The following is a 20,528-nucleotide window of genomic DNA, read 5'->3' as shown; positions in this document are numbered from 1 at the left end:
AAATCCGCATTAATCGCGTTGATTGTCAGGAATGTATTGGCTACGGGCTAATGTTTAGTCTATATATGCAATTCTGCTTAACGCAGACATAAAAAAACCCGGCCTTAGCCGGGTTTTTTGCATTTCATTGCAGTTTACTTAAACCCATCCGGGTTCTTGCTCTGCCAGTTCCACGTATCGCGCATCATCTCATCGATGCCGCGCGTTACGCGCCAGTCAAGGTCACGATTCGCCAGTGAGGCGTCAGCCCAGAAGGCTGGCAGGTCGCCATCACGGCGTGGTTTGATCTCAAACGGAATGGCTTTACCTGAGGCTTTCTCAAACGCTTTAATCATCTCCAGCACCGAGAAGCCTTTGCCGCCGCCGAGGTTGTAAGCGGTGTAGCCTTCCACTTTGTTGAGATGATCCAGTGCCTTGAGGTGCCCTTCCGCCAGGTCAACCACGTGGATGTAGTCACGCAGGCAGGTGCCATCTGGCGTGTCGTAGTCGCCGCCAAACACACCCAGCTTCTCCAGACGGCCGATAGCTACCTGAGCAATGTACGGCAGCAGGTTGTTCGGGATGCCGGTTGGATCTTCACCGATTTCACCGGACTCATGCGCGCCGACCGGGTTGAAGTAACGCAGAGCAATCGCCTTAAACTTCGGTTCCGCTTTGGCGAAATCGCGCATTACCAGCTCAATCATCAGCTTGGAGGTGCCATAAGGACTGGTGGTCCCGCCAATCGGCGTGGTCTCAACGTACGGCACCGGTGCATCCGCACCGTAAACGGTGGCGGAAGAGCTGAAAATAAAGTTAAACACGCCTGCTTCGCGCATCTCTTCCAGCAGTACCACGGTACCCGCGACGTTGTTCTCGTAATACTCCAGCGGCATACGGGTTGATTCACCCACCGCTTTCAGCGCGGCGAAGTGGATCACGGCAGAAATGCTGTTCGAGGCGAACAGGTCGCGCAGCGAGGCACGGTCGCGGATATCGCCTTCAACGAAGGTCGCTTTCTTACCCGCCAGCTTCTCAACGCGGTTAATCGCTTCGCGTGAGGCATTGCACAGGTTATCCAGTACCACAACGTCATCACCGCGCTGCAGCAGCGCCAGCACCGTGTGGGAGCCGATGTAGCCTGCGCCACCCGTTACTAAAATAGCCATGTGTACTCCTTTCTTTCTGCCGCGGGATGCGCGGCGAAGGTATTAGTGTTGTTTGGCAAGAATCTTCTGGATCGCTTCGCGGAAATCGCGGCCCTGAGCGTTGCTGCGCAGACCATAAGAGACAAACGCCTGCATGTAACCCAGTTTACGACCGCAGTCGAAGCTGTGACCGGTCAGCAGCGAGACATCCACTGTTTTATGCTGGCTCAGGCTGGCGATCGCATCGGTCAGCTGGATACGGCCCCAGGCGCCTGGCTCGGTGCGCTCCAGTTCTGCCCAGATATCAGCAGACAGGACATAGCGACCCACGGCCGCCAGGTCAGAGTTCAGCTCAGCAGGATGCTCTGGTTTCTCAACAAAGTTAGTGATGCTGCTGACGTCGCCTGGGTGATCAATCGGCTCTTCGGTGGTGATCACCGAGTACTCAGAGAGATCGGAAGCAGGCATATGCTGCGCCAGTACCTGGCTGTGGCCGGTCTCTTCAAAACGGGCAACCATTGCCGCAAGGTTATAACGCATGTGGTCAGCGGTGGAATCATCCAGCAGAACGTCTGGCAGCACCACCACGAAAGGATTGTCGCCAATCATCGGACGGGCACACAGAATCGAGTGACCCAGACCCAGCGGCTGCGCCTGACGCACGTTCATGATGGTCACGCCTGGCGGGCAGATAGACTGCACTTCGCTCAGCAGCTGACGCTTCACGCGCGCTTCCAGCAGCGCTTCCAGCTCATAGGTGGTATCGAAGTGGTTTTCCACCGCATTTTTAGAGGCATGGGTGACCAGCACAATCTCTTTAATGCCCGCAGCCACACATTCGTCAATGATGTACTGAATCATCGGTTTGTCGACGACAGGCAGCATCTCTTTCGGAATGGCTTTAGTCGCAGGGAGCATATGCATACCGAGACCCGCAACCGGGATTACTGCTTTAAGCTTGGTCATATTTATTCCGTTTAATAAAATGAAGATGTGGGTCGATTATGCAGGATCGGCCAGAACAGCAAGTATAATCTTTATCTGAAAATCGGACACTAACTCTCTGTCACAACATGGAAATTCGGCATTTTGCCCATTGCCAGCGACAGCAGAAACTGAATAAAGACAAGCAGTAAACTTATTTCGCCCCTGCCATTGCCGACACGATTCGGCCAGCGGCTAAGACCAGCGATAAATGAAAACGGGCGACCCTGAGGCCGCCCGTTAATAAGAGTGCTGTGCTGTTATAACCAGCCTTCAAACCATTCCGGCATCACAAACAGATTGAAGTGATTAACCAGCATCATGACGCCGACAAACACCACTGAAACCGCAACCCACTGGCGGGCATAGGGCATAAACCGAATGCCAATCACCGGCTTAATAAAGAACGGATGCGCCAGGGCGGAGATCAGAATCTGCGAGATAGAGAGCGTCAGCGCGACGTAGAGCACGTTCGGCCAGATAAAGGTGGTGGCCAGCACCGCCAGTACCACAATACTTGCCACGATGTTCCAGTAGAACTCGACGTTGGTGCGTCCGTTAGCCTGCGAGATCGCTCCGGTCAGGCCACCCATCGGGCGCAGCATACCAAACAGCAGCATCAGCGGAATCAGGTGATAGACCTGCTCATGAGATGCGCCATACAGTACGCGGACGATCACCGGCGAGAAGATGCCAATCACCAGGTACATCGCGCTGCTGAACAGCATGATGCCCAGCGTACCCTTGAGGAACAGTTTTTTCAGCTGTTCGGCATCGTGCTGCTTCTCGGCGAAACGCGGCAGCGCCAGGCGGTTAATCACCGGCGTGACCAGTTTCAGCGGTTGCAGCACCAGCTCTTTCGCCAGCGAGTAGACACCGAGCATCTCAGCGCCCATCACCTTACCCACCACTAACGCATCGGCTTGGGTACGCAGCTGATTGATGGTCTGCGAACCGAGCTGATAGCTGCCGTAACGAATGGCACCAAAGAAGGTCGCTTTATCGAACTCCCAGGTCGGACGCCACGACTTCTCACCCAGCGCGATCATGCAGAGAATGCGGGTAAAGGCGTTGATAAACAGACCGAGAATCGCCGCGGCCACCGTCAGTGAGGTGAACTCCAGCATCGCCACTACGCAGAGAAAGGCAAACAGCTTGGTGCCCATCTCAATCTTCGCCAGCGATACCATCCGCTTGGTTTTGATGTAGTGCGCCTGATACTGCGACAGATGTCCCAGCACCAGGAAGTTGAGGCTGGTCAGCATGATCAGCCCCACCAGCTCAGGCAGATGATAGAACCACGCCACCGGGAAGGCGATCAGCAGCATGATCACACCGGTACACAGACTGAGAGAAACGTTGACCCAGTAAATGGTGCTCTGCTCGCGGCGGCTGATGTTCTGGCGATGCACCAGATAGCTGCTCATCCCCATATCCTGCAGCACGCCAGCCACCGCCAGAATGGCGTTGATAATGGCTAACAGCCCCAGCTCATGGGTTTCCAGTTTGCGGGCAAGAAAGCTGAGCTGCGCCACCTGCAGCACCGCAGAAAAACAGGTGCTGCCGAACAGCCAGATTGCCTGTGACTTAAATCCACTCACGCCAGACGCTCCAGGATCTGTGCCAGTTCGCCGTAGGCGATGTGCTGATTAAATTCCGTTTCAACCTTATGGCGCGCCGCAGCCACCACCGGTGCCACGTCGACTTCGCCCTGCGACAGCTTCAGCAGCGTCTCGGCCAGCGCCTCAGGATCGTCCTCTTCCACCAGCCAGCCGGAAACGTTGTTCTCAATCAGCTCCGGGATGCCGCTGTGGAACGTAGAAACCACCGGCAGCCCGACCGCCATCGCTTCCATCAGCGCCACCGGGATGCCTTCCATATCACCATCGGCCGCGGTTTTCGATGGCAGCAGGAAGATATCCGCTTCACTTAACGCGCGGCGGATTTCATCCTGCGGTTTGAAGCCCGGCATACTGACGCAATCTTCCATCCCCTCACGGGCGATGAAATCACGCATCATCTCATCCTGATCGCCATTGCCAATGATGGTGTACTGGAACTGACCGCCACGCTGTTTCAGAATCGCGCTGGCTTTCACCGCCACATCCAGCCCTTTCTTCTCGGTCAGACGCGCCACCGAAACGATGCGCAGCGGTGTCTGAAACGCCTGACGCGGCTGGAAGTTAAACTTCTCCGGCTCAATTCCCATGCGCGTAACGTGAATCTTTTCCGGCGGACAGCCCATCTCGATCAGCTTGTTCTGCCACAGATGGCTGATCGGTAACATCAGCTCACTCTGTCGGAACAGGTTAACGTAATCGAGTTTGTGCTCTTCCAGAATGTGACGACGGGAAATGTCCGCCCCATGAAACACGGTCGCCTGCTTGCCTTTCAGCACGCCCAGCTCACGCAGCTTATTCGCCAGCGCGCCGGCGTAGCCGAAATGCACCAGAAACACGTCGGCGGTAAAGGTTTGCGTGGCATTGGCGACGATCGACGGCAGCAGCAGTTTGCTCGACTGGGCGCCATAGCGGCGCACATTGAGCGAACGCAGCAGCGACGGCTTCGTCACCTTCGGCAGCACCAGCCGCAGACGCTGGTTCAGCTTATCGACAATCGAGACCTTCTCTTCCGGCAGCAGATAGTGTGTCTTTGCCGCCAGACCATACTCATCAAAGGCGGCGTGCCGGTTGACTAAATCACCGGGAAAGACCGAAATAATCTCCACCTCGTAACCGGCATCGATAAAATGGGTCACCTGATTTAGTACGAATGTCTCAGAGGCAACCGGGAAACGCATGGTGAAAAAAGTCAGTTTCATCACATTACCCTAATACTTTGAGAATCTCTTCAGTGATCCGATTGCCAATTTCCCTTTCATTCGCAACGGCCGTGTCGACCTTCTGCTTGATGTTGTCGTAGTCGGCGAGGACCGTCTGGACCTTGTCGATCAGCGAGCCATCCATCAGGCTTTTCACATCGGTTGCCATCTGCGGCAGACCCAACTGGTTCATCACACCCATCGACTTGTGCTCGTAGTTGATCGCCACGGCCGGGGTGCCAAAGTTCATCGAAATAATCGCCGAGTGCAGACGGGTACCAATGGTCAGGTGACAATGACTCAGCAGGATACCCAGCTCCAGGTCGTTAAACTCATCCATGATGACATGGTAATGCTCTGGCTGTGCCACGTGGTCACGCAGCGTCAGCGCCACCATACGGTCATCCTTGGCGTAGCTGTCGATACCGGTACAGGTCGAGAATGCCACCACCTGGTAGCCTTCAGCGATCATGGCGTTAATCACCCGGCCAAAGGCGGCTTCGTACTCTTTCTGGGTCACGCCCAGACGTTTATCAAACGGCGCCAGTTCACGCACGGTGATGGCGATAGTTTTACGACCGCTGATAATGCCCTGCCAGTGCAGCAGGTTGTGGCTTGGGTTTTCCACTTCACGCGCCCGCACCAGGAAGGCGGTATCCACGCCGGCGGCCACTTTCGAACTGGTGACACCATCGCGCTTCATCAGATCCAGGCTGACCGACTCACGCAGCACCAGGCTGTCGACGCGATCGAACACGAAGTTAGCCAGCGCATTAACGCGCGGGTTCTGGAACGGACCCACGGAGTGACCAATCAGGTAGATCGGTTTTTTCGCCATCAGCGCACACAACGCGTGATCAAACTGGGTCACGCCGTAGAGATCGACGAAGAACGATCCGCCGACCTGGATAATCGCATCATACTTTGCCAGGCTTTCGGTAAACGCTTTCAGGTGCGGTGGCACGGCGAACGACTTGTACAGGCCGCCCTTGCCCAGATGCGCCATCATAATATCGGGCATCAAACGGTTCGCGACTTTACGCTTAAACGAACCGACCAGACCTTTTGCTGACTTGCTATTGTGCAGAAACAGCGAATCCTGCTGAATATCCTGCTGGAGCAAATAACCGGAGCTGGTTGGATAACGGCTAATCACATCAATGTCTAAATCACTGCGAGCAGACTTCATTGAATCAATCAGTCCACGAAGAATCGCGCCATCCCCACGATTCCCACACGTATGGTTACCCACCAATAAAATTTTCATAACAACTCCGAATGAATTTTTTTAATTCTGCAAGCCGCCCAGATCCGCAACGGGCAAAATGAACTCTGTTTAAATAACTGCAATACGGGATAACGCACCCAAAGGGTCCTGCTCCTGTTAAGACCGGCCGCCTCCATTATGGCGGCCGTCATGCATCCCTTACGGTTGAATCAGTGACGCCTGAATCGGTTACGACTTAATCGCGAAGTAAGGCAGCGCCACCTGTTTGCCGTTGATCACCACCGAGACAAAACCTTCCGGCTTGCTGGTATCCACCTGGTCAGCCGACAGCGGCCGCGAGGCCATCAGCAAATCGCCCTGTTCGTTGGCACCGACGCCCGCTTTGCCGTTGTGCAGGCTGAAACGCTGCGGTGCCCGTTTGGTGGCATCACCGGCCGGCGGATTACCGGGCTGCATCCGGGCATTCACCCGCGCGCAGCGTCCGGTGACAAAACGGTCTTTACCGGTGGTTTTCACCAGCACCGCCGCCGCCGGGGTCCAGCCCGCCAGCTTGATAAAGATCCGCACATCGGTGTCATGTTCCGCCACATAGCGCACGTCGACCACCGGCGAACTGCCTTCGGCAGACCAGCTGGCTTCCGAGCGCCCTTTCTTGCGCTGAACGTGGATCACCGCACGGCCACCGGTGGTTTTGTCGCTGATCAGGTTCATCAGCGGCTGATCGCCACTGCCGTTGCTGAACTGCGCCTGACCAAAGATTTCAATCTCCCACGAATCCCCCACCGTCGGTGAGTAGAGGCTGCCGAGATCGAACCAGGTTTCCTGATTGGTGTTGTTCTCTAACCGCCAGCGCGAGGTGATGTAGTTGTACTTGAGGCTGCCATCCAGCGCGACACCGTACGACTCAACGCGGGTTGAGCCCATCTCCCAGATGCTGAGCAGACGATCGCCCTGACTGGAGTTGTCGATCCAGCTGCCTGACTGCAGGCTGGTCTGACGCATATTGAGTCGGGAGTTGTGCGCGATCAGCGGATTCTTACAATCCTCCAGGCTCAGCGCATCGACGATCCACTGACCGTTCGAGATGTCGCCAGGATTGTCGCAATGCTCAATCCAGCCGTTGTGAATAATCGACTGACCGCAGCGCGGCAGGTTGAGTACATTGCCGCCACGGCAGTGCTGCGCATTAAAGTTAGATAACTCAATCGCGGTACTGTGATCCCATTTGCCCTGCTTCTGGCCTGACCAGCCCGATTTGATCACGTCGCCGCTGCAGCGTGAGGCGTACCACTGGTCGATTTTGCAATCCAGCGTGTCCTGCAGGCTGATGGCGGTACCGCCGACAAAATTGAAACGCAGGCAGGCACCCCGGAAAAACTGACCGCCGGGACAGATATTATGGAAGAAGCCCTGTTTGTTGGGGTTCTTGTCATTGTTACCGTTGAAAATCAGGTTAGAGAGCTCAACCCGGCGCGCATTCATCGAGAAGATGAACTCTGATTTGCCATCCGAGACCACGGTGGTGGCCGGGAAGTAACCGAAGTTAACCATCGCTCCGGAGACGCGGAAGAAGTTGAGATATTTATCGCCGAAGTCGCAGACCGAGACAAAAAAGGTGCCGGCCGGGAACTGGATGCAGATCTGCTGGTTAGCCTGCTGCGACCAGGTGAACATCGCCATGATCGCCGGAGCGGTATCGGTTTTGCCATCCGCAATCGCGCCGAAATCAAACAGGGTTAAGCGGTTAAAATCTTCTACCACGCGACGCCAGTGGAAACCCTGACCGGCGAAGTTAACACCGCCATCATCCTGGGCGGGCTGGAAGCTGCCGACAAACTCGCCGCCGCCCACTTCGAAGCCTTCATGCCAGCTTTTCAGCTTCACTTTGGCCCCTTCGAACAGCGGACGGGTTTTACGTAACTCTTCCACGGACGGAATTTCACCAATCAGCTGGTAACCGGCAGGCTGCGCCAGACGCTTACTGAAATCAGCCGCGCCAGGACGGCTGACGTCAGTAATGTTAAACAACATCTGACCGCTGTTGTCTTCCACCGCCATCGAGTGCGACGGATCGGCGATCAGCGCCGCGTTATCCTGAATGAACTGGGAAAAATTGCCTTTGTTCAGGGCGACCGGCTGAGCAATCTGCGACACTTTGCCATTGGCATCACGCAGGAACACCGGAATCTGGTTGCCTGGCTTGCTGGCGTCAGTGCCGGCTTTACCGATCCACAGCTTGCCTTCAAAACTCTGCCAGAACTGCGGCGGCATGGCATAAACGTTTTCTGGCGTCAGGATCGGCACGTCGCCCTTCGGCACATCAGTGGCATCAACCGGCTTCAGGGCGATACCGTTACTTTTAGCAGCGTAGCTGGAAAAGGTGCTCACGGAGAGAGCGCCAACCAGAGCGGAGGCGGCGGTCTGTAAAACTTCTCTTCTTTTCATGCATCATTTCCCGTAGTCAATAAGGCCAGTGGCCATGGCGGTGTCCCTGAGGCACGTCGCAAGGGCGCTTTTCCAGCACCAATTACACCAACGCCAGCCAGCTTTGCTTGATTTGATTACCGTCGAATTTCAGCGCGGTTTGTTTTGTTTTTTCGCTCATGGCATAGAACAGGGCGTCATCGCTGGCGAGTTGATCCATCCGCGCCAGGAAGGTGGTTTTGTCATTCATCGGCACCAGGAAGCCATCTTCGCCGTGATTGATGATCTCCTGCGGTCCGGTCGGACAGTCATAGGCCACTACCGGCAGTGACCAGGATTTGGCTTCCAGCAGCACCAGCGGCAATCCTTCATAGCGTGAGGTCATCAGCGCCATGTCGCTGTCGCGGTAGTAATCGTTAATGTTGCTGACCTTGCCGACAAACTTCACGCTGTCAGTAATCCCCAACACCGCGGCCTGATCGTGTAACTGCTGACGCAGTTCGCCGTCACCGGCAATCACCAGCGTCCAGTCAGGATGGGAACGGGCAAAATCGCGCCAGATATCCAGCATCAAATCGAAGCCCTTCTGGTTATCCAGACGACCCACGGCCAGCGCCTGACGATGGCGCGTCTGACGCTGAAAGCCTTTGTACACCACCGGATTTGGGATTTGCTTGCTGGGAATGCGCCAGCGGCTGAACACCTGATGATCTTTGTCGGTCAGAACAATCACGCGGTCGTAGTAGCGCAGCAGCAGAAACTTGAGGAACTTGATCGGTTTGCTGAAGGAGTTAATGGCGATATGTTCGCAGGCATAGGCTTTGCCGCGCTTTTTCTTCATCGCCAGCAGGTTCCAGAAAGCGAACATCACGCTGAGGCGTCCCATACTGATCAGGAAAACGGTATCGAAACCCTCTTCGTGAATACGGGCCACCGCGCTTTTAATCGGGTTGCTCTGCCCTTCAAAGCTGACGATCTGTTTGACGTGCTCAAACGGATAGAAGGTTTTTCCGCTGCCTTCCAGCGAGTAGATGGTGACGTCGTGTGTTTCGCCAAGACATTCTGACATAAAGTTACAGATGTTCTCGGTGCCCGCATACGAATAGGCATCTTTGATCACCAGGACGATTTTTTTCATGAAACGCTATCCACCTCAAATAATAAAGACAATCCTGCCGATTGGCTTAACGATGCTTCAGGGTAAACAGCACGCCATTCACCATATACCAGCCGTAATAGTAATAGATTTTTAAAGGATTGTTTTTATAGATAATTCTTAATAATTCAAGGTGCCATTTCGCCGCTTTGTTCTTATTACGGGAAAGGGAATCACCTAATTCGTAATAATTGACCAGAATGGTCTGAATCACGCGTGCCTGCTTATAGCGGGTGAAGAGTTCATACAGAAAAAGAAAGTCTTCGTGACCCTTACGCTGGAAGAAGATGCCTTCTGGCGGACGGCGGAAACAGACCGAGGAGAAGCAGACGCGATACTGCTTCTTCACAAAGTTTTCCTGCTGCAGATAAGGTTTGCTGTAGGTAATGTCGTGATCGGCGTTGCGGGTTTTGTAGTGATATTCGGTGATGACAAAGTTATCACCGGCCGCCATCGCCGCCACCTGCTGCGCCAGTTTGTCAGCATGCCATTCGTCGTCACTGTCGAGAAACGCGATGATCTCTTCGCTGGCGGCGCGCAGCCCGACGTTACGGGTTTCGGCAGCACCCATGTTAACGGCGTTATCCAGAATGGTGATGCGCGGGTCCTGACACTGTTCCTGCACCCAGGCGAGGGAGTCATCGGTCGATTTGTCGTTAATCAGGTAAAGGTGCCAGTCGGCATAACTTTGATTGATAACCGATTGCACGGCGCGTAATACCGTCTGACGTGAGTTATACATAGGCATAACAATGCCGACGGTTCCAACGTGATTATTCATCTTTAACCCAGAATAATAAGCAAAATAAGGAGAAAGCTGCTCCTGCTAACAGGAGCAAACAAAGCATTAGCGTGAATCAGGAGAGCGCTTTTTCACCGCCAAACCGCGATCTGACCTTGTCTTTGACCCGGTTCATAAAGTAAGCGCGATTATCCTGGTTCGTCAGGAAGAAGTAGCGGGCAAAAGTCAGGCTCGCCATCATGCCCTTGCCGTCCATCTTGTAGCGCAGCGGCAGCTTAAAGGCTTTGTAGGTGTGAATGTCACGCGGGGTCAGGTGCGGCTTCATGGCGTCGAGCCAGAACATCGAGTAGTTCACCGACTCCCCTTTGTGCTTCGAGCCGAACTTCGTCACCAGATGGTAATTAGCCAGCGGCGCGGCGATCATCTCGAACGCATAGCCCATGCGGTCGGCACGAATGCAGAAATCGTAATCCTGATGGCGGATATAGCGGGTATCGAACTGAATTTTCGCTGCATCTTCGCGCTTCAGCACGATGGTACTGGTCTGAATAAAGCCGTAGCAGCCGAACAGATATTCGGCGACGGTTTCATTTTTGCCCGGTGGCTGCATCGGCATCACTTTCAGAAAAGCGCCATCCTGATAGATGTTCACCTGGCTGAAAATCACGACCTTCTGTTTACCCTGCGCGTCCAGCTGAGCAATTTTTTCGCTCACCTGACGCAGCTTATCGGCATGCCACTCGTCATCGGCGTCGAGGAAACTGACGTAATCGCCGGTTGCCAGCTCAATGCCTTTATTACGCGCACCGGCGCCATTGAGCTTAACCTCAGAGAGCACCAGATTAATGTTCAGGTCCTGATAGCGCTCGCTGCGCACCACTTCCGCCAGCGCGGCCGCATCGGCGGATTTATCATCAACGATGATTACTTCAAAATTGCGATACGTCTGCGCTTTAACGCAATCCAGCGTCGTCACGATCGATTCTGACGCATTGTAAGCAGGAATTACGATGGAGAAGCGAATGTCCTTCATTGCCAGCACCTCATTAAAAACATTTCCAATTTCAAAGATATAACGTTTGGGCCTGGTAGGGTAACCGGTGATGTCCTAATTTGTCGGCGAGGGTTCAATCGCCACTTTTTTCTTATTGCTGCTGCCGATAAACGGTTTTTCCACATAGAGGTAGGTCAGTTTTGCCACGTAAAACGACACCACAAAAAACAGGGTCGAGAGCGCGGTATAGAGCACAAAGTTGTGCTGCAATGCGGGCAGCGGCAGTTGCTTAATGAAATAGAGCACCACGCCATGAATCAGATAGAGGCTGTAGCTCACTTCACCCACCGACATCAGGGTCTTGTTCTCCAGCAGGCCAAAAATGGCGTTGCCGCTGCTGACAATGAAAAACACTATCGCCAGGCAGGCGAGGAAAATCAGGTAGAAGAACGCGTTACTGGTAAAGAACAGCGCCACGACGGCGAGCGCAATCGCCAGCACGGCCGCCTTGCCAGAGTTGCGGCCCTGCACCCAGTGGTCACGGTAGAGCCAGGCCAGATACCCCATTGCGAATCCCAGCACCGGACGCGGATCGGTATAGGCGGTTCCCCACACACGGAGCGCCACCGCAATCATGAAAATCACCCCAATCGAGCCGAGGATCAGCAGCGTTTTGTAACGGCCACCGGTGACACGATTAAGCAGATAAATCAGCGGAATCGACAGATAGAGCAGCCATTCCAGTCGCAGCGTCCACTCAACGCCGGCGTTAATATCGGCGGTCTTGATTGAACCGATGTGATAATTGCCGACAAACAGCAACCAGAGCAGCCCCTGCTTCAGCGACGTCAGGTCCGGTACCAGATCACCCTGTAACCAGCCAATCGACACAATCACCAGCCCCGAAAACCAGAACATCGGCACTATCCGGCGCACCCGCGACTTGAGTAATTTTTGGGTCAGCTCGCGGGGAGAGAGACGGTCATTGTCCAGCCAGCGATAAAACAGGAAGGCGGAGATCATAAAAAACAGCGCCACGCCAAACTTGCCGCTGTTCACAAAAAAGTTGCCCTGCGAAATCAGCGAAAAATAGTCTTTATCAAAAATCCATTCGTTATCGCGTGCATAGAGATAATGGGCTAAGTGGGAAAACGCCACGATGCTGGCCAGCAGCGCACGCAATCCGGAGATACTTTTAATCCCGCTATCGTTATAAATGCCGCGATGGAATGAGAACAACCGCAACACCATCAGCGCCAGTCCCAGCGACAACGCCATTATCAGTACATACATACTGTCCTGCTCCTGAAATTTATTAAATCAAATGGTTAGCTGTTGGTTTTAAACACGCTGTCAAAATGCTGACTTAGCAGCTCAAAAGTTTGCTCAGCTTTCTTTTTATAGAGTGTGCTGGTCGGGTGAATGCAATCCGGTGACATCTCACTGCGCCAGTCGCCCTGCTGCTTGATCAGCTGATACTGTCGGACAATGGGCACCTGCTGCTGCTGTGCCACCTGATTCAGCTGATAAACATATGGCCAGAGGTTCCAGCGCTCAGCCCGGCCACAGAGTGGATTAGGCTGTTGCAGCACTACCTGTTTATGGTGCGCTTTGGCGGTTTTAATCAGTCCGGTGAGGATGCGGTTAAAATCCTCCGGGCTCTCTGCGCCAGCCGGCCGGTTTTTTGCTGAGTAGATGCGCGCATCGTTAATGGCGTAATTGATCAGAATGATGCTGGCATCAGACTGTGCCATCCGCTGCTCCCAGCTGAGCGACGATTGGGTCAGTTCGGTCAGCAGGGCTCCGGGCGAACCGTGATTCTCGATGCGTACCGCAGGCCCATACTTCTGCTGCAACATCTGCTGCAGATAGCTGATTTCATTATCTTTAATAATGATGTTACGCCCGCCCGACGAGGTTACGCCTGCGGTCGTCGAGTCACCATAGGCCGCGATAACGATCGCGGCCGGAGTGGGCGTCGCCTGCGCCATCAGCGGCGCGGCGACCAGCAACAACGGAAGATATCGGTTCATCGCCTTCACCCTGTTCATCAGTGGATCAGTTTAAATTCACGCGCTACTTCATACCCCACCACCGCCTGCTTGAGTGAGATGGTGTTGTAGTAGAGGTAGTACATCTGGAAGAAGACAAACATCGCAAACATCGCCGGTTTCCAGACCCGCTTCGACTGGTAGATCAACAGCGTCAGAATGATCGGCTCCACCTGCAGCAGGTAGTTCGACAGACGTGCGCCGGATGAGTAGTTGTAGAAGAAGATCCTGATGCCACCGCCAATCGCAAAGGTAATGATCAACAGGTAGTTGAGTCGCCAGGCGTTGTAATTGTCGCGTTTAAGCTGGTTGCTCAGCATGAAGTAGACAAAGATAAACACCAGCGCGACGTTCTTCAGGTTGGAAACCGAGAAGACGCTACCGGTGGTTGCCGCGGCTGAATTGTCGTTGTTGTAGTTGGCTGCCCTTTCGCCTAACGCTCCGAGGTGGCCGGCAATGACCGATACAAAGCCCATTCCCCCGACTTTTGATGCCGGGATACTCAGCACAATAATAAGAATCGGCCACAAGCGGCGTTCACTTATAAACAGGAACGGGATCAGCGTCACCACCATGACGGCGGTGTTGTGACTGAGAAAGGAGAGGACAAAGAAGCCGGTCGCCATCCAGTAACGCCGCAGATAGAGCGCCCAGATCACGCCCAGGAACAGCGCTGAACTCAGGCCGAAACGAATCTGGTTCATATCTTTGTTGATAAAGATGTGCGCCGAATAGAGCGCCAGCGCCATCACCGGATAGGGTGACATCTTTTTGAAAAAGATCGCGTTGGTGCCCACCGCCAGAATCGAAAAGACAAACAGGAAGGTACTGGCGTTATGAGAGATCAGGCTGGTCAGGGTAGCAATCGCAAAGATCAGCGGCTCGTAGCGGAAGAATGCCACGGTATTAAAGAAGCCGTTAACCTGAATACGCCGGATAAAATCTTCGAAGAAGTTGCGGTATTGGTAGTCATCCATTCCGGTGCCGAGGCCGCGAATACCGCCGAACACAATCAGCGTCACGGTCGCGATACAGAGCAACCAGGTCAGAAGATGGTTGGTTCGTTCGTCTTTTTTCAGCAGGAGTTCAACCAGCGAAATCACCAGTAAAAACCCTGATACATACCAATATGGAGCCATGGTGTGATTCCTTAATTCCACAAGTTCTCATGCCAACAGTCGGCGACGCTGATTGCCTTCCCGGCTGACCTCTCAGCGTGCCTGACGCGACTGCCGTTGCGGGCGTGCGACAGGCTGATGCCATGCTGGTGATGAATTCTGTTGAGTGACGCTCGCCATGCGATTTATACCTTCATCGCTTATGTGGGTTTTGACAGAATTACCTGTGTAAATTGATGCGTGTCGTCATTCAAAGGGGCGATAAAAAGGGGCGGTCAGACCGCCCCTATCCACTCAGTGATTAGCTTTTGGTTGGCTTACCGTATTCGTAATCGTAATAGTCGTAGCCATAGCCATACGCATTGGCAGCTTTACGCACCACGGCGTTGAGGATCACACCTTTAATCTCGATACCGTTCTGGGCAAAGCGTTTGAAGCTGACGTCCACTTCTTTGGTGGTGTTGGCTTCGAAACGCGCCACCATCAGCGAGGTGCCGGCCAGCTTACCGATAATTGACGCATCGGTAACCGCCAGAATCGGTGGCGTATCGATTAACACCAAGTCGTAGTTCTTGCTCGCCCACTCCAGCAGCTCACCCATGCGACGATGCATCAGCAGTTCAGACGGGTTCGGCGGCACCTGACCACGTGGCAGGAAGTCGAAACCGTAAACGCCCTGCTGAATCAGCGCCGGACTGAACTCCGTTTTACCGGACAGCACGTTGGACAGACCCGATTTGTTATCCGCGCCCAGCAGTTCGTGGGTGTAACCACGACGCATGTCGCCATCGATAAACAGTACGCGCTGACCCGCTTTCGCCACCAGCGTCGCCAGGTTGGCACAGATAAAGGTTTTACCAATACCCGGGCTGGCACCGGTGATCATCAGGATGTTGTTTTTGGCTTCCATCATTGCGAAGTGCAGGCTGGTACGCAGGCTACGGATCGCTTCGATAGAGAGGTCAGTCGGATTACCCAATGCCAGCAGCGTTTCGTGCGGATCGGTTTTCACCTTGCTGCCGCGACGTGCCAGCGCTTCGGTATCCTTCTTACGCTGCCATTCCGACAGGGGAACGCTGGCGTAGACGTTCATGCCCAGCTCTTCCAGCTGATCCGGGTTTTCGATGCCGTGATGCAGCAGCGCTTTCAGCAGCACCAGACCCACCGACACGAACAGACCAAAAATCAGGCTGGCGGCGATGATCAGCAGCTTCTTCGGTGCCACTGGCGAGTTAGCCGTTTCCGCGCCATCGATGATGCGAACATCACCCACGGTGCTGGCTTTACTGATGCCCAGCTCCTGCTGACGGTTCAGCAGCTGCATGTAGATCTCCTGACCGGACTGCACGTCACGGGTCAGACGCAGAATTTCCTGCTGAGTCTGTGGCATACCAGAAATTTTCTTGTTCAGCTGAGCCTGCTCACCTTCCAGCGTTTTGCGTTTTTCCAGCAGTGCGCGGTAAGTCGGGTGATCTTTGGTAAACAGCTGAGAGACTTCGGCTTCACGGAAAGTCAGTTCGTTCAACTGGCTCTGCACGCTGACCGAGGAGTCGAGGGCAGATTTCGCTTCCAGCGACAGGTCAACTGATTCGTTCTCACGACGGAAGGTGTTCAGCTTGTCTTCCGCTTCATCCAGTTTGGCGCGAACCTGCGGCAGCTGGGTACGTAAGAACTCCAGGCTCTTCTCTGCCTGCTCTGACTTACGCTCAACGTTCTGCAACAGATAGTTATTCACGATCTGGTTCAGGACTTTGCTGATCTGCTCAGGATCTTCACCCAGATATTCCAGACCCAGTACGCCGGTATCTTTACCTTTGTCTGCAACGGTCAGGTTAGAGAGCACCGAGCGGATAGCCTGCAGATTGTTGAGCTTGGTCACGGTGAAGCTGGTGCCTTCGTCGGCATGAATCTCGCTCACCAGCATGGTGATGTCGCCGTGCGACTCCAGCTGACCCACTTTACCTTTGAACAGCTCATCGCCATCTTTCGACACGGTGTAGCTGTCCGGACCGGTCACTTCCAGCTCAACGTTACGTTTGTCGATAGTGCGTGGAATTTCCAAGCGCGAAATCGCGATGTTAGCCGGTTTGTTGCCCATCAGACGTGACAGACCTTTACCGATAACCGGGAAATAGTTCTGCTCGACAACGGTATCCAGACCCAGATCGTCAACGGTTTTGCCGATCACCATGCGCGATTCCAGAATCTCAATCTCAGTATCTGAGGCTGGCGTCGGTGGCAGAATGCTGTCCAGTTCGTTCAGTACGGTGCTGGCATTTTTCTGCTCAACCTGTACTAACGCATCGGCGCTGTAAATCGGTGTCGCAAACAGTGTGTAGAGCGTGCCCGCCAGCATAAAGAAAGCGGTAACGGCAACAATGATCCAGCGATGATCAATAAGCTGTCCCACAAGATGCGCCAGATCCCATCCATTTGAATCCTCTCCCGGCGCGGTTCTGACCTTGTTTTTTATATTCATGGATAATCCCAACTATCGGCTTAATACGTTGACCCATTTCTGGGTAGCGTTTTCCAGTAACCCGTAAACCTCTTCAAAGGCCTCACGGCTTTTTCTGTACGGATCCGCAATTTCTCTCTGATTGAGCCAGTGCCCAAGCAGCATGGTTTTGCCACGCGCGGCCGGGTCAATGCGGTTCACCTGTTCAATCTGACGCTTCTCCATCACCAGGATCAGGTCGACGTTGCGGCACATTTCGGCCGTCAGCTGTTGAGCCTGATGCCCTTCCAGCGACAGACCATGTGCGGCCGCTACGTCGCTGGCAGTCTGATCGGCAGGACGCCCCACCAGGGCGCCCAGACCAGCAGAACTGACACGGGTGTTGGGTAATGCGCGTTTAAACAGGCGCTCTCCGGTCGGAGAGCGGCAGATATTGCCGACGCAAACGACTAACACGGACGTAATCATGGTGAAACCTTAGTTTGACCAGTTGCGGATACGCAGTGCGCTCTCGCTCACATCGTTGATACCCGCAATGGTTGGCAGTAATTGCGAGATCACACGGTTCCAGCGCGTCAGCGGCGTGGAGGTGACATAGACGATGTCGTACGGTTCCAGTTGGAATTCAGTACCCATGACCATTGATGCCGCATCTTTGGTGTTCAACTGATAGATGTTGGCAATCTTGTTGCGATCGGTGCCGCGCAGTGGACGGATAACGAACACACCGGTGGCGTCAGAGGTGGTTTGATCCATCCCGGCCGCATTGCCCAGTGCTTCCGCCAGCGTCATGCCGCTGCGATCCATTTTCAGGGTCGCCTGCTGCTTCACTTCACCCATCACGAACACTTTCAGATCGTCATTACGCGGAACGTACAGAATGTCGCCCGGATAGAGCAGATGGTTCTGACTCAGGTCGCCATTTTGCATCAGCGCCTGCAGTGACACGCGCTGTTCGCGACCGTTGTGCGTCAGCACCACGTTGCGCCAGTCCGCATCCGCTGCCAGGCCGCCTGCGGCGTTGATGGCATCCAGAATCGTCAGCGGCACGTTGGTAATCGGCTGCTGACCTGAGGTGGTCACTGAACCGGTCACGTAGGTCTTCTGCGATTTAAACGAGGCGATGCTGACATCAACCTGTGGACTTTCGATGTACTGTGCCAGGCGACGGGCGATTTCGTTACGCACTTCACCCACGGTCCGGCCCGCTACGCGGACTTTACCAATGTAAGGGTAGAAAATCGTGCCATCGGAATGTACCCAGTTACCGGTGTCGCTGGCGCTACGGTACTGACCGGCTGGCGTGGTCAACTCCGGGTGATCCCAGACGGTGACAGTCAGGACGTCGCCAATGCCGATACGGTATTCATAGTTCTGAATTTCGTTCTGCAGAGAAGGATTCGCCTGAGCCACCAGCGGCTTAGGACGCATTTTCTCAACCAGCGTTGGGGTTAACGGAAAGACGTTGACGTACTTGTCGATGTCAAAGTTGCTGTCCTGCTGCTCGATGACATCTTTTCCCGATGTGGAAAGGCGCTGACCTGGTTCGATCGTACACCCGCTAAGAAAAGTGGCGGATACCAGCAAGGGTATCAATTTCATTTTGATTGTAATCATTTAGATCTTCGCTATCAGTTATTGATTGATAGAGGCGAATACGCCGCTGTGTAAGCGTCCAACAAAAAGTAAAACTAACTTAATTAAGCACTGAACCTGTCGTTCATTATCCTTTGCTCCAATTGTTATAAGTAGTAACCATCTATCAGGGCGGAATAACAGTAGCAGAGCATTACGCTTCGGTAATGACAATCTGCGTTCTCCCTGACGATGGCCGCTAACAACGACACGCCTGACAACGGCACCGAACCACGAGAGCATGCGGTTAACACGCTCTTATCGCCTCACAATCAATACGCACCGTCTCGCTTCAACACCACACCCACTGTCTTAAACAGGATGGCGATGTCATTCCACAGTGACCAGTTTTTCACGTACCACGAGTCGAAATAGACGCGGGTTTCGTAGTCAACATCATTACGACCGCTGACCTGCCACAATCCCGTCATGCCTGGCTTTGCCATCAGGTAATAATCAACATCACCGGCATAACGACAGAGTTCATCTTCAATTACGGGACGGGGACCGACCAGGCTCATGTCGCCGCGCACCACGTTCCACAGTTGCGGCAGCTCATCAAGGCTGGTTTTACGGATAAAATGGCCCACTTTGGTGATACGCGGATCATTTTTCAGTTTGAAATCTTTATCCCACTCGGCGCGTGCAATCGGGTCAGTGCGCAGCACTTCTTCCAGCACCTCTTTGGAATTGATCACCATTGAGCGGAACTTCAGGCATTTGAACTTACGGCCATTCATGCCGACACGCTCATGGCCATAAATCGGTGGTCCGCCATCACGGCCAACCAGGAAGCCCAGCACCAGCAGCGCCGGCATCAGCATCAGGATAATCGACAGCGCACCGACGATATCAAATGCCCGCTTCAGGAAACGCGAAGTGCGTTTTGCCAGATTGTTCTGTACCCGCAGGATCATCACTTCATGGCTGAAGATATAGGCCATATCAGTGCCATAAAGCGGCACGCCACGCAATGTAGGAATCACTGAAACGGAGCGGCAATTATGCATCGCCAGTGATTTCAGCCACTTATCACGGTACTGACTCTGTTCGAACTCTACCGCCACGATAAACTGCGTTTCGCTGCTGGTCAGGCTCCACAGCTCCTGCTCATCGCGCAGTACCGGCACGCCATCGAGGATGCTCTGCGGACAAGTGCCATCGACGTCGTAGAAGGCGATCACGTCAAAACCCATCACCTCTTCGCTCTGCAGCGCCTGCCAGGCTTCGTGAGCATTTTTGCTGCTGCCGATAATGATGGTCTGCTTTTTCCACAAACCGTAATGGTTCAGCACACGTTTAGAGAGCGCGCGACAGGTCGGAATGAAAATAAGCGCCAGCACCCAGGTCAGCAACCAGACGAACCGCGACATCTGCCATTGTGACAATGCGGTAATCGACAGATCAATCACTGAAAAAATAAGAATGGTACGAAAAATTTCTTTTAATTCGAACCAGAAAGGTTTGCGGTAGGTATAGTGACGCAGCCTTACCCAGAACCAGCCAATACAAATTACCGACAGGCAAATGTGAGTGGCAATTTTTAAATTCATTTCTTTTTCAGAAATATCTGCCAGCGGCGATTCTGACTGCATATTAATTAGCATCATCGCCACAAAAAACGCTGCGTTGAAACAAATTAAGTCTGAGCAAGCCAGCATTAATTTGGTGATAAGACTTTTAAACGTAAATTCAGTATCGCGCATATTTAACTCTTTATTTTATTTCCTTAAACCCGCCACGTCTCTCGCCTGTATATTTATTGAGCGGTATAAATTCTCAGGACTGAG

General features: G+C 53.7%; 16 protein-coding genes. All 16 read right to left on the bottom strand.

Annotated elements, in window-relative coordinates:
• Positions 1-134: 134 nt before the first annotated feature.
• The 16 genes from galE to wbaP all read right to left on the bottom strand — a co-directional run bounded on the left by galE (position 135) and on the right by wbaP (position 20,444).
• Positions 135-1,148, bottom strand: a complete 1,014-nt coding sequence (galE, locus tag LZU96_RS07110; protein ID WP_094120342.1) for a UDP-glucose 4-epimerase GalE — start codon at positions 1,146-1,148, stop codon at positions 135-137.
• Between the two features lie 42 nt (positions 1,149-1,190).
• Positions 1,191-2,093 carry a UTP--glucose-1-phosphate uridylyltransferase GalF gene (gene galF / locus LZU96_RS07105; RefSeq protein ID WP_233987641.1) on the bottom strand — a complete coding sequence of 301 codons (903 nt, stop codon included), beginning with the start codon at positions 2,091-2,093 and terminating at the stop codon, positions 1,191-1,193.
• Positions 2,094-2,371: 278 nt separating this feature from the next.
• Positions 2,372-3,712, bottom strand: coding sequence for a lipopolysaccharide biosynthesis protein (locus LZU96_RS07100; protein WP_233987640.1), 1,341 nt, complete (start codon positions 3,710-3,712; stop codon positions 2,372-2,374).
• Complete coding sequence (locus LZU96_RS07095) at positions 3,709-4,932, bottom strand: glycosyltransferase (RefSeq protein WP_233987639.1); 1,224 nt, start codon at positions 4,930-4,932, stop codon at positions 3,709-3,711. Before LZU96_RS07095 ends, LZU96_RS07100 begins: the two co-directional genes overlap by 4 nt.
• 4 nt (positions 4,933-4,936) lie before the next feature.
• Positions 4,937-6,199 (bottom strand): colanic acid biosynthesis pyruvyl transferase WcaK, encoded by a 1,263-nt coding sequence (gene wcaK, locus LZU96_RS07090; protein ID WP_233987638.1) that lies wholly within the window; start codon positions 6,197-6,199, stop codon positions 4,937-4,939.
• 189 nt (positions 6,200-6,388) lie between these two features.
• Positions 6,389-8,605, bottom strand: coding sequence for a phage tailspike protein (locus tag LZU96_RS07085; RefSeq protein WP_233987637.1), 2,217 nt, complete (start codon positions 8,603-8,605; stop codon positions 6,389-6,391).
• Between the two features lie 82 nt (positions 8,606-8,687).
• Positions 8,688-9,722, bottom strand: a complete 1,035-nt coding sequence (locus LZU96_RS07080; RefSeq protein WP_233987636.1) for a glycosyltransferase — start codon at positions 9,720-9,722, stop codon at positions 8,688-8,690.
• 46 nt (positions 9,723-9,768) lie between these two features.
• Positions 9,769-10,521: a glycosyltransferase family 2 protein gene (locus tag LZU96_RS07075; protein WP_233987635.1), complete on the bottom strand. Its 753-nt coding sequence runs from the start codon at positions 10,519-10,521 to the stop codon at positions 9,769-9,771.
• Between the two features lie 76 nt (positions 10,522-10,597).
• The gene (locus tag LZU96_RS07070) at positions 10,598-11,515 is read right to left on the bottom strand and encodes a glycosyltransferase family 2 protein (RefSeq protein ID WP_233987634.1); all 918 of its coding nucleotides are present in this window, start codon (positions 11,513-11,515) and stop codon (positions 10,598-10,600) included.
• A 75-nt stretch (positions 11,516-11,590) separates the two neighbouring features.
• Positions 11,591-12,769: an acyltransferase family protein gene (locus LZU96_RS07065; RefSeq protein WP_233987633.1), complete on the bottom strand. Its 1,179-nt coding sequence runs from the start codon at positions 12,767-12,769 to the stop codon at positions 11,591-11,593.
• Between the two features lie 35 nt (positions 12,770-12,804).
• Positions 12,805-13,509, bottom strand: coding sequence for an SGNH/GDSL hydrolase family protein (locus LZU96_RS07060; RefSeq protein ID WP_233987632.1), 705 nt, complete (start codon positions 13,507-13,509; stop codon positions 12,805-12,807).
• Between the two features lie 17 nt (positions 13,510-13,526).
• Positions 13,527-14,666: an EpsG family protein gene (locus LZU96_RS07055; protein WP_233987631.1), complete on the bottom strand. Its 1,140-nt coding sequence runs from the start codon at positions 14,664-14,666 to the stop codon at positions 13,527-13,529.
• 280 nt (positions 14,667-14,946) lie between these two features.
• Entirely contained in the window at positions 14,947-17,124 is a 2,178-nt protein-coding gene (wzc, locus tag LZU96_RS07050; RefSeq protein ID WP_233987630.1) for a tyrosine-protein kinase Wzc, read from the bottom strand.
• A gap of 12 nt (positions 17,125-17,136) precedes the next feature.
• Positions 17,137-17,571 (bottom strand): protein tyrosine phosphatase, encoded by a 435-nt coding sequence (locus LZU96_RS07045; protein ID WP_233987629.1) that lies wholly within the window; start codon positions 17,569-17,571, stop codon positions 17,137-17,139.
• Between the two features lie 9 nt (positions 17,572-17,580).
• Entirely contained in the window at positions 17,581-18,720 is a 1,140-nt protein-coding gene (locus LZU96_RS07040; protein WP_031375327.1) for a polysaccharide export protein, read from the bottom strand.
• 290 nt (positions 18,721-19,010) lie between these two features.
• A complete protein-coding gene (gene wbaP / locus LZU96_RS07035) occupies positions 19,011-20,444 on the bottom strand; it encodes an undecaprenyl-phosphate galactose phosphotransferase WbaP (protein WP_233987628.1) in 1,434 nt (477 codons plus the stop codon).
• Positions 20,445-20,528 lie beyond the last annotated feature (84 nt).

Origin of the sequence: Pantoea agglomerans, from assembly GCF_021397715.1 — a bacterium.
GTDB classification, from domain to species: domain Bacteria; phylum Pseudomonadota; class Gammaproteobacteria; order Enterobacterales; family Enterobacteriaceae; genus Pantoea; species Pantoea astica.
The sequence above is the reverse complement of the archived record's forward strand: the minus strand, read 5'-3'. Positions and strand labels throughout refer to the sequence as shown.

What these genes read in the sequence shown, in the direction of transcription:
- wzc (WP_233987630.1), bottom strand. Translation starts at nt 17,124, where the DNA reads ATGAATATAAAAAACAAGGTCAGAACCGCGCCGGGAGAGGATTCAAAT.
- LZU96_RS07095 (WP_233987639.1), bottom strand. Translation starts at nt 4,932, where the DNA reads ATGAAACTGACTTTTTTCACCATGCGTTTCCCGGTTGCCTCTGAGACA.
- LZU96_RS07085 (WP_233987637.1), bottom strand. Translation starts at nt 8,605, where the DNA reads ATGAAAAGAAGAGAAGTTTTACAGACCGCCGCCTCCGCTCTGGTTGGC.
- LZU96_RS07065 (WP_233987633.1), bottom strand. Translation starts at nt 12,769, where the DNA reads ATGTATGTACTGATAATGGCGTTGTCGCTGGGACTGGCGCTGATGGTG.
- LZU96_RS07080 (WP_233987636.1), bottom strand. Translation starts at nt 9,722, where the DNA reads ATGAAAAAAATCGTCCTGGTGATCAAAGATGCCTATTCGTATGCGGGC.
- LZU96_RS07055 (WP_233987631.1), bottom strand. Translation starts at nt 14,666, where the DNA reads ATGGCTCCATATTGGTATGTATCAGGGTTTTTACTGGTGATTTCGCTG.
- LZU96_RS07045 (WP_233987629.1), bottom strand. Translation starts at nt 17,571, where the DNA reads ATGATTACGTCCGTGTTAGTCGTTTGCGTCGGCAATATCTGCCGCTCT.
- galE (WP_094120342.1), bottom strand. Translation starts at nt 1,148, where the DNA reads ATGGCTATTTTAGTAACGGGTGGCGCAGGCTACATCGGCTCCCACACG.
- LZU96_RS07070 (WP_233987634.1), bottom strand. Translation starts at nt 11,515, where the DNA reads ATGAAGGACATTCGCTTCTCCATCGTAATTCCTGCTTACAATGCGTCA.
- LZU96_RS07075 (WP_233987635.1), bottom strand. Translation starts at nt 10,521, where the DNA reads ATGAATAATCACGTTGGAACCGTCGGCATTGTTATGCCTATGTATAAC.
- galF (WP_233987641.1), bottom strand. Translation starts at nt 2,093, where the DNA reads ATGACCAAGCTTAAAGCAGTAATCCCGGTTGCGGGTCTCGGTATGCAT.
- wcaK (WP_233987638.1), bottom strand. Translation starts at nt 6,199, where the DNA reads ATGAAAATTTTATTGGTGGGTAACCATACGTGTGGGAATCGTGGGGAT.
- wbaP (WP_233987628.1), bottom strand. Translation starts at nt 20,444, where the DNA reads ATGCGCGATACTGAATTTACGTTTAAAAGTCTTATCACCAAATTAATG.
- LZU96_RS07060 (WP_233987632.1), bottom strand. Translation starts at nt 13,509, where the DNA reads ATGAACCGATATCTTCCGTTGTTGCTGGTCGCCGCGCCGCTGATGGCG.
- LZU96_RS07040 (WP_031375327.1), bottom strand. Translation starts at nt 18,720, where the DNA reads ATGATTACAATCAAAATGAAATTGATACCCTTGCTGGTATCCGCCACT.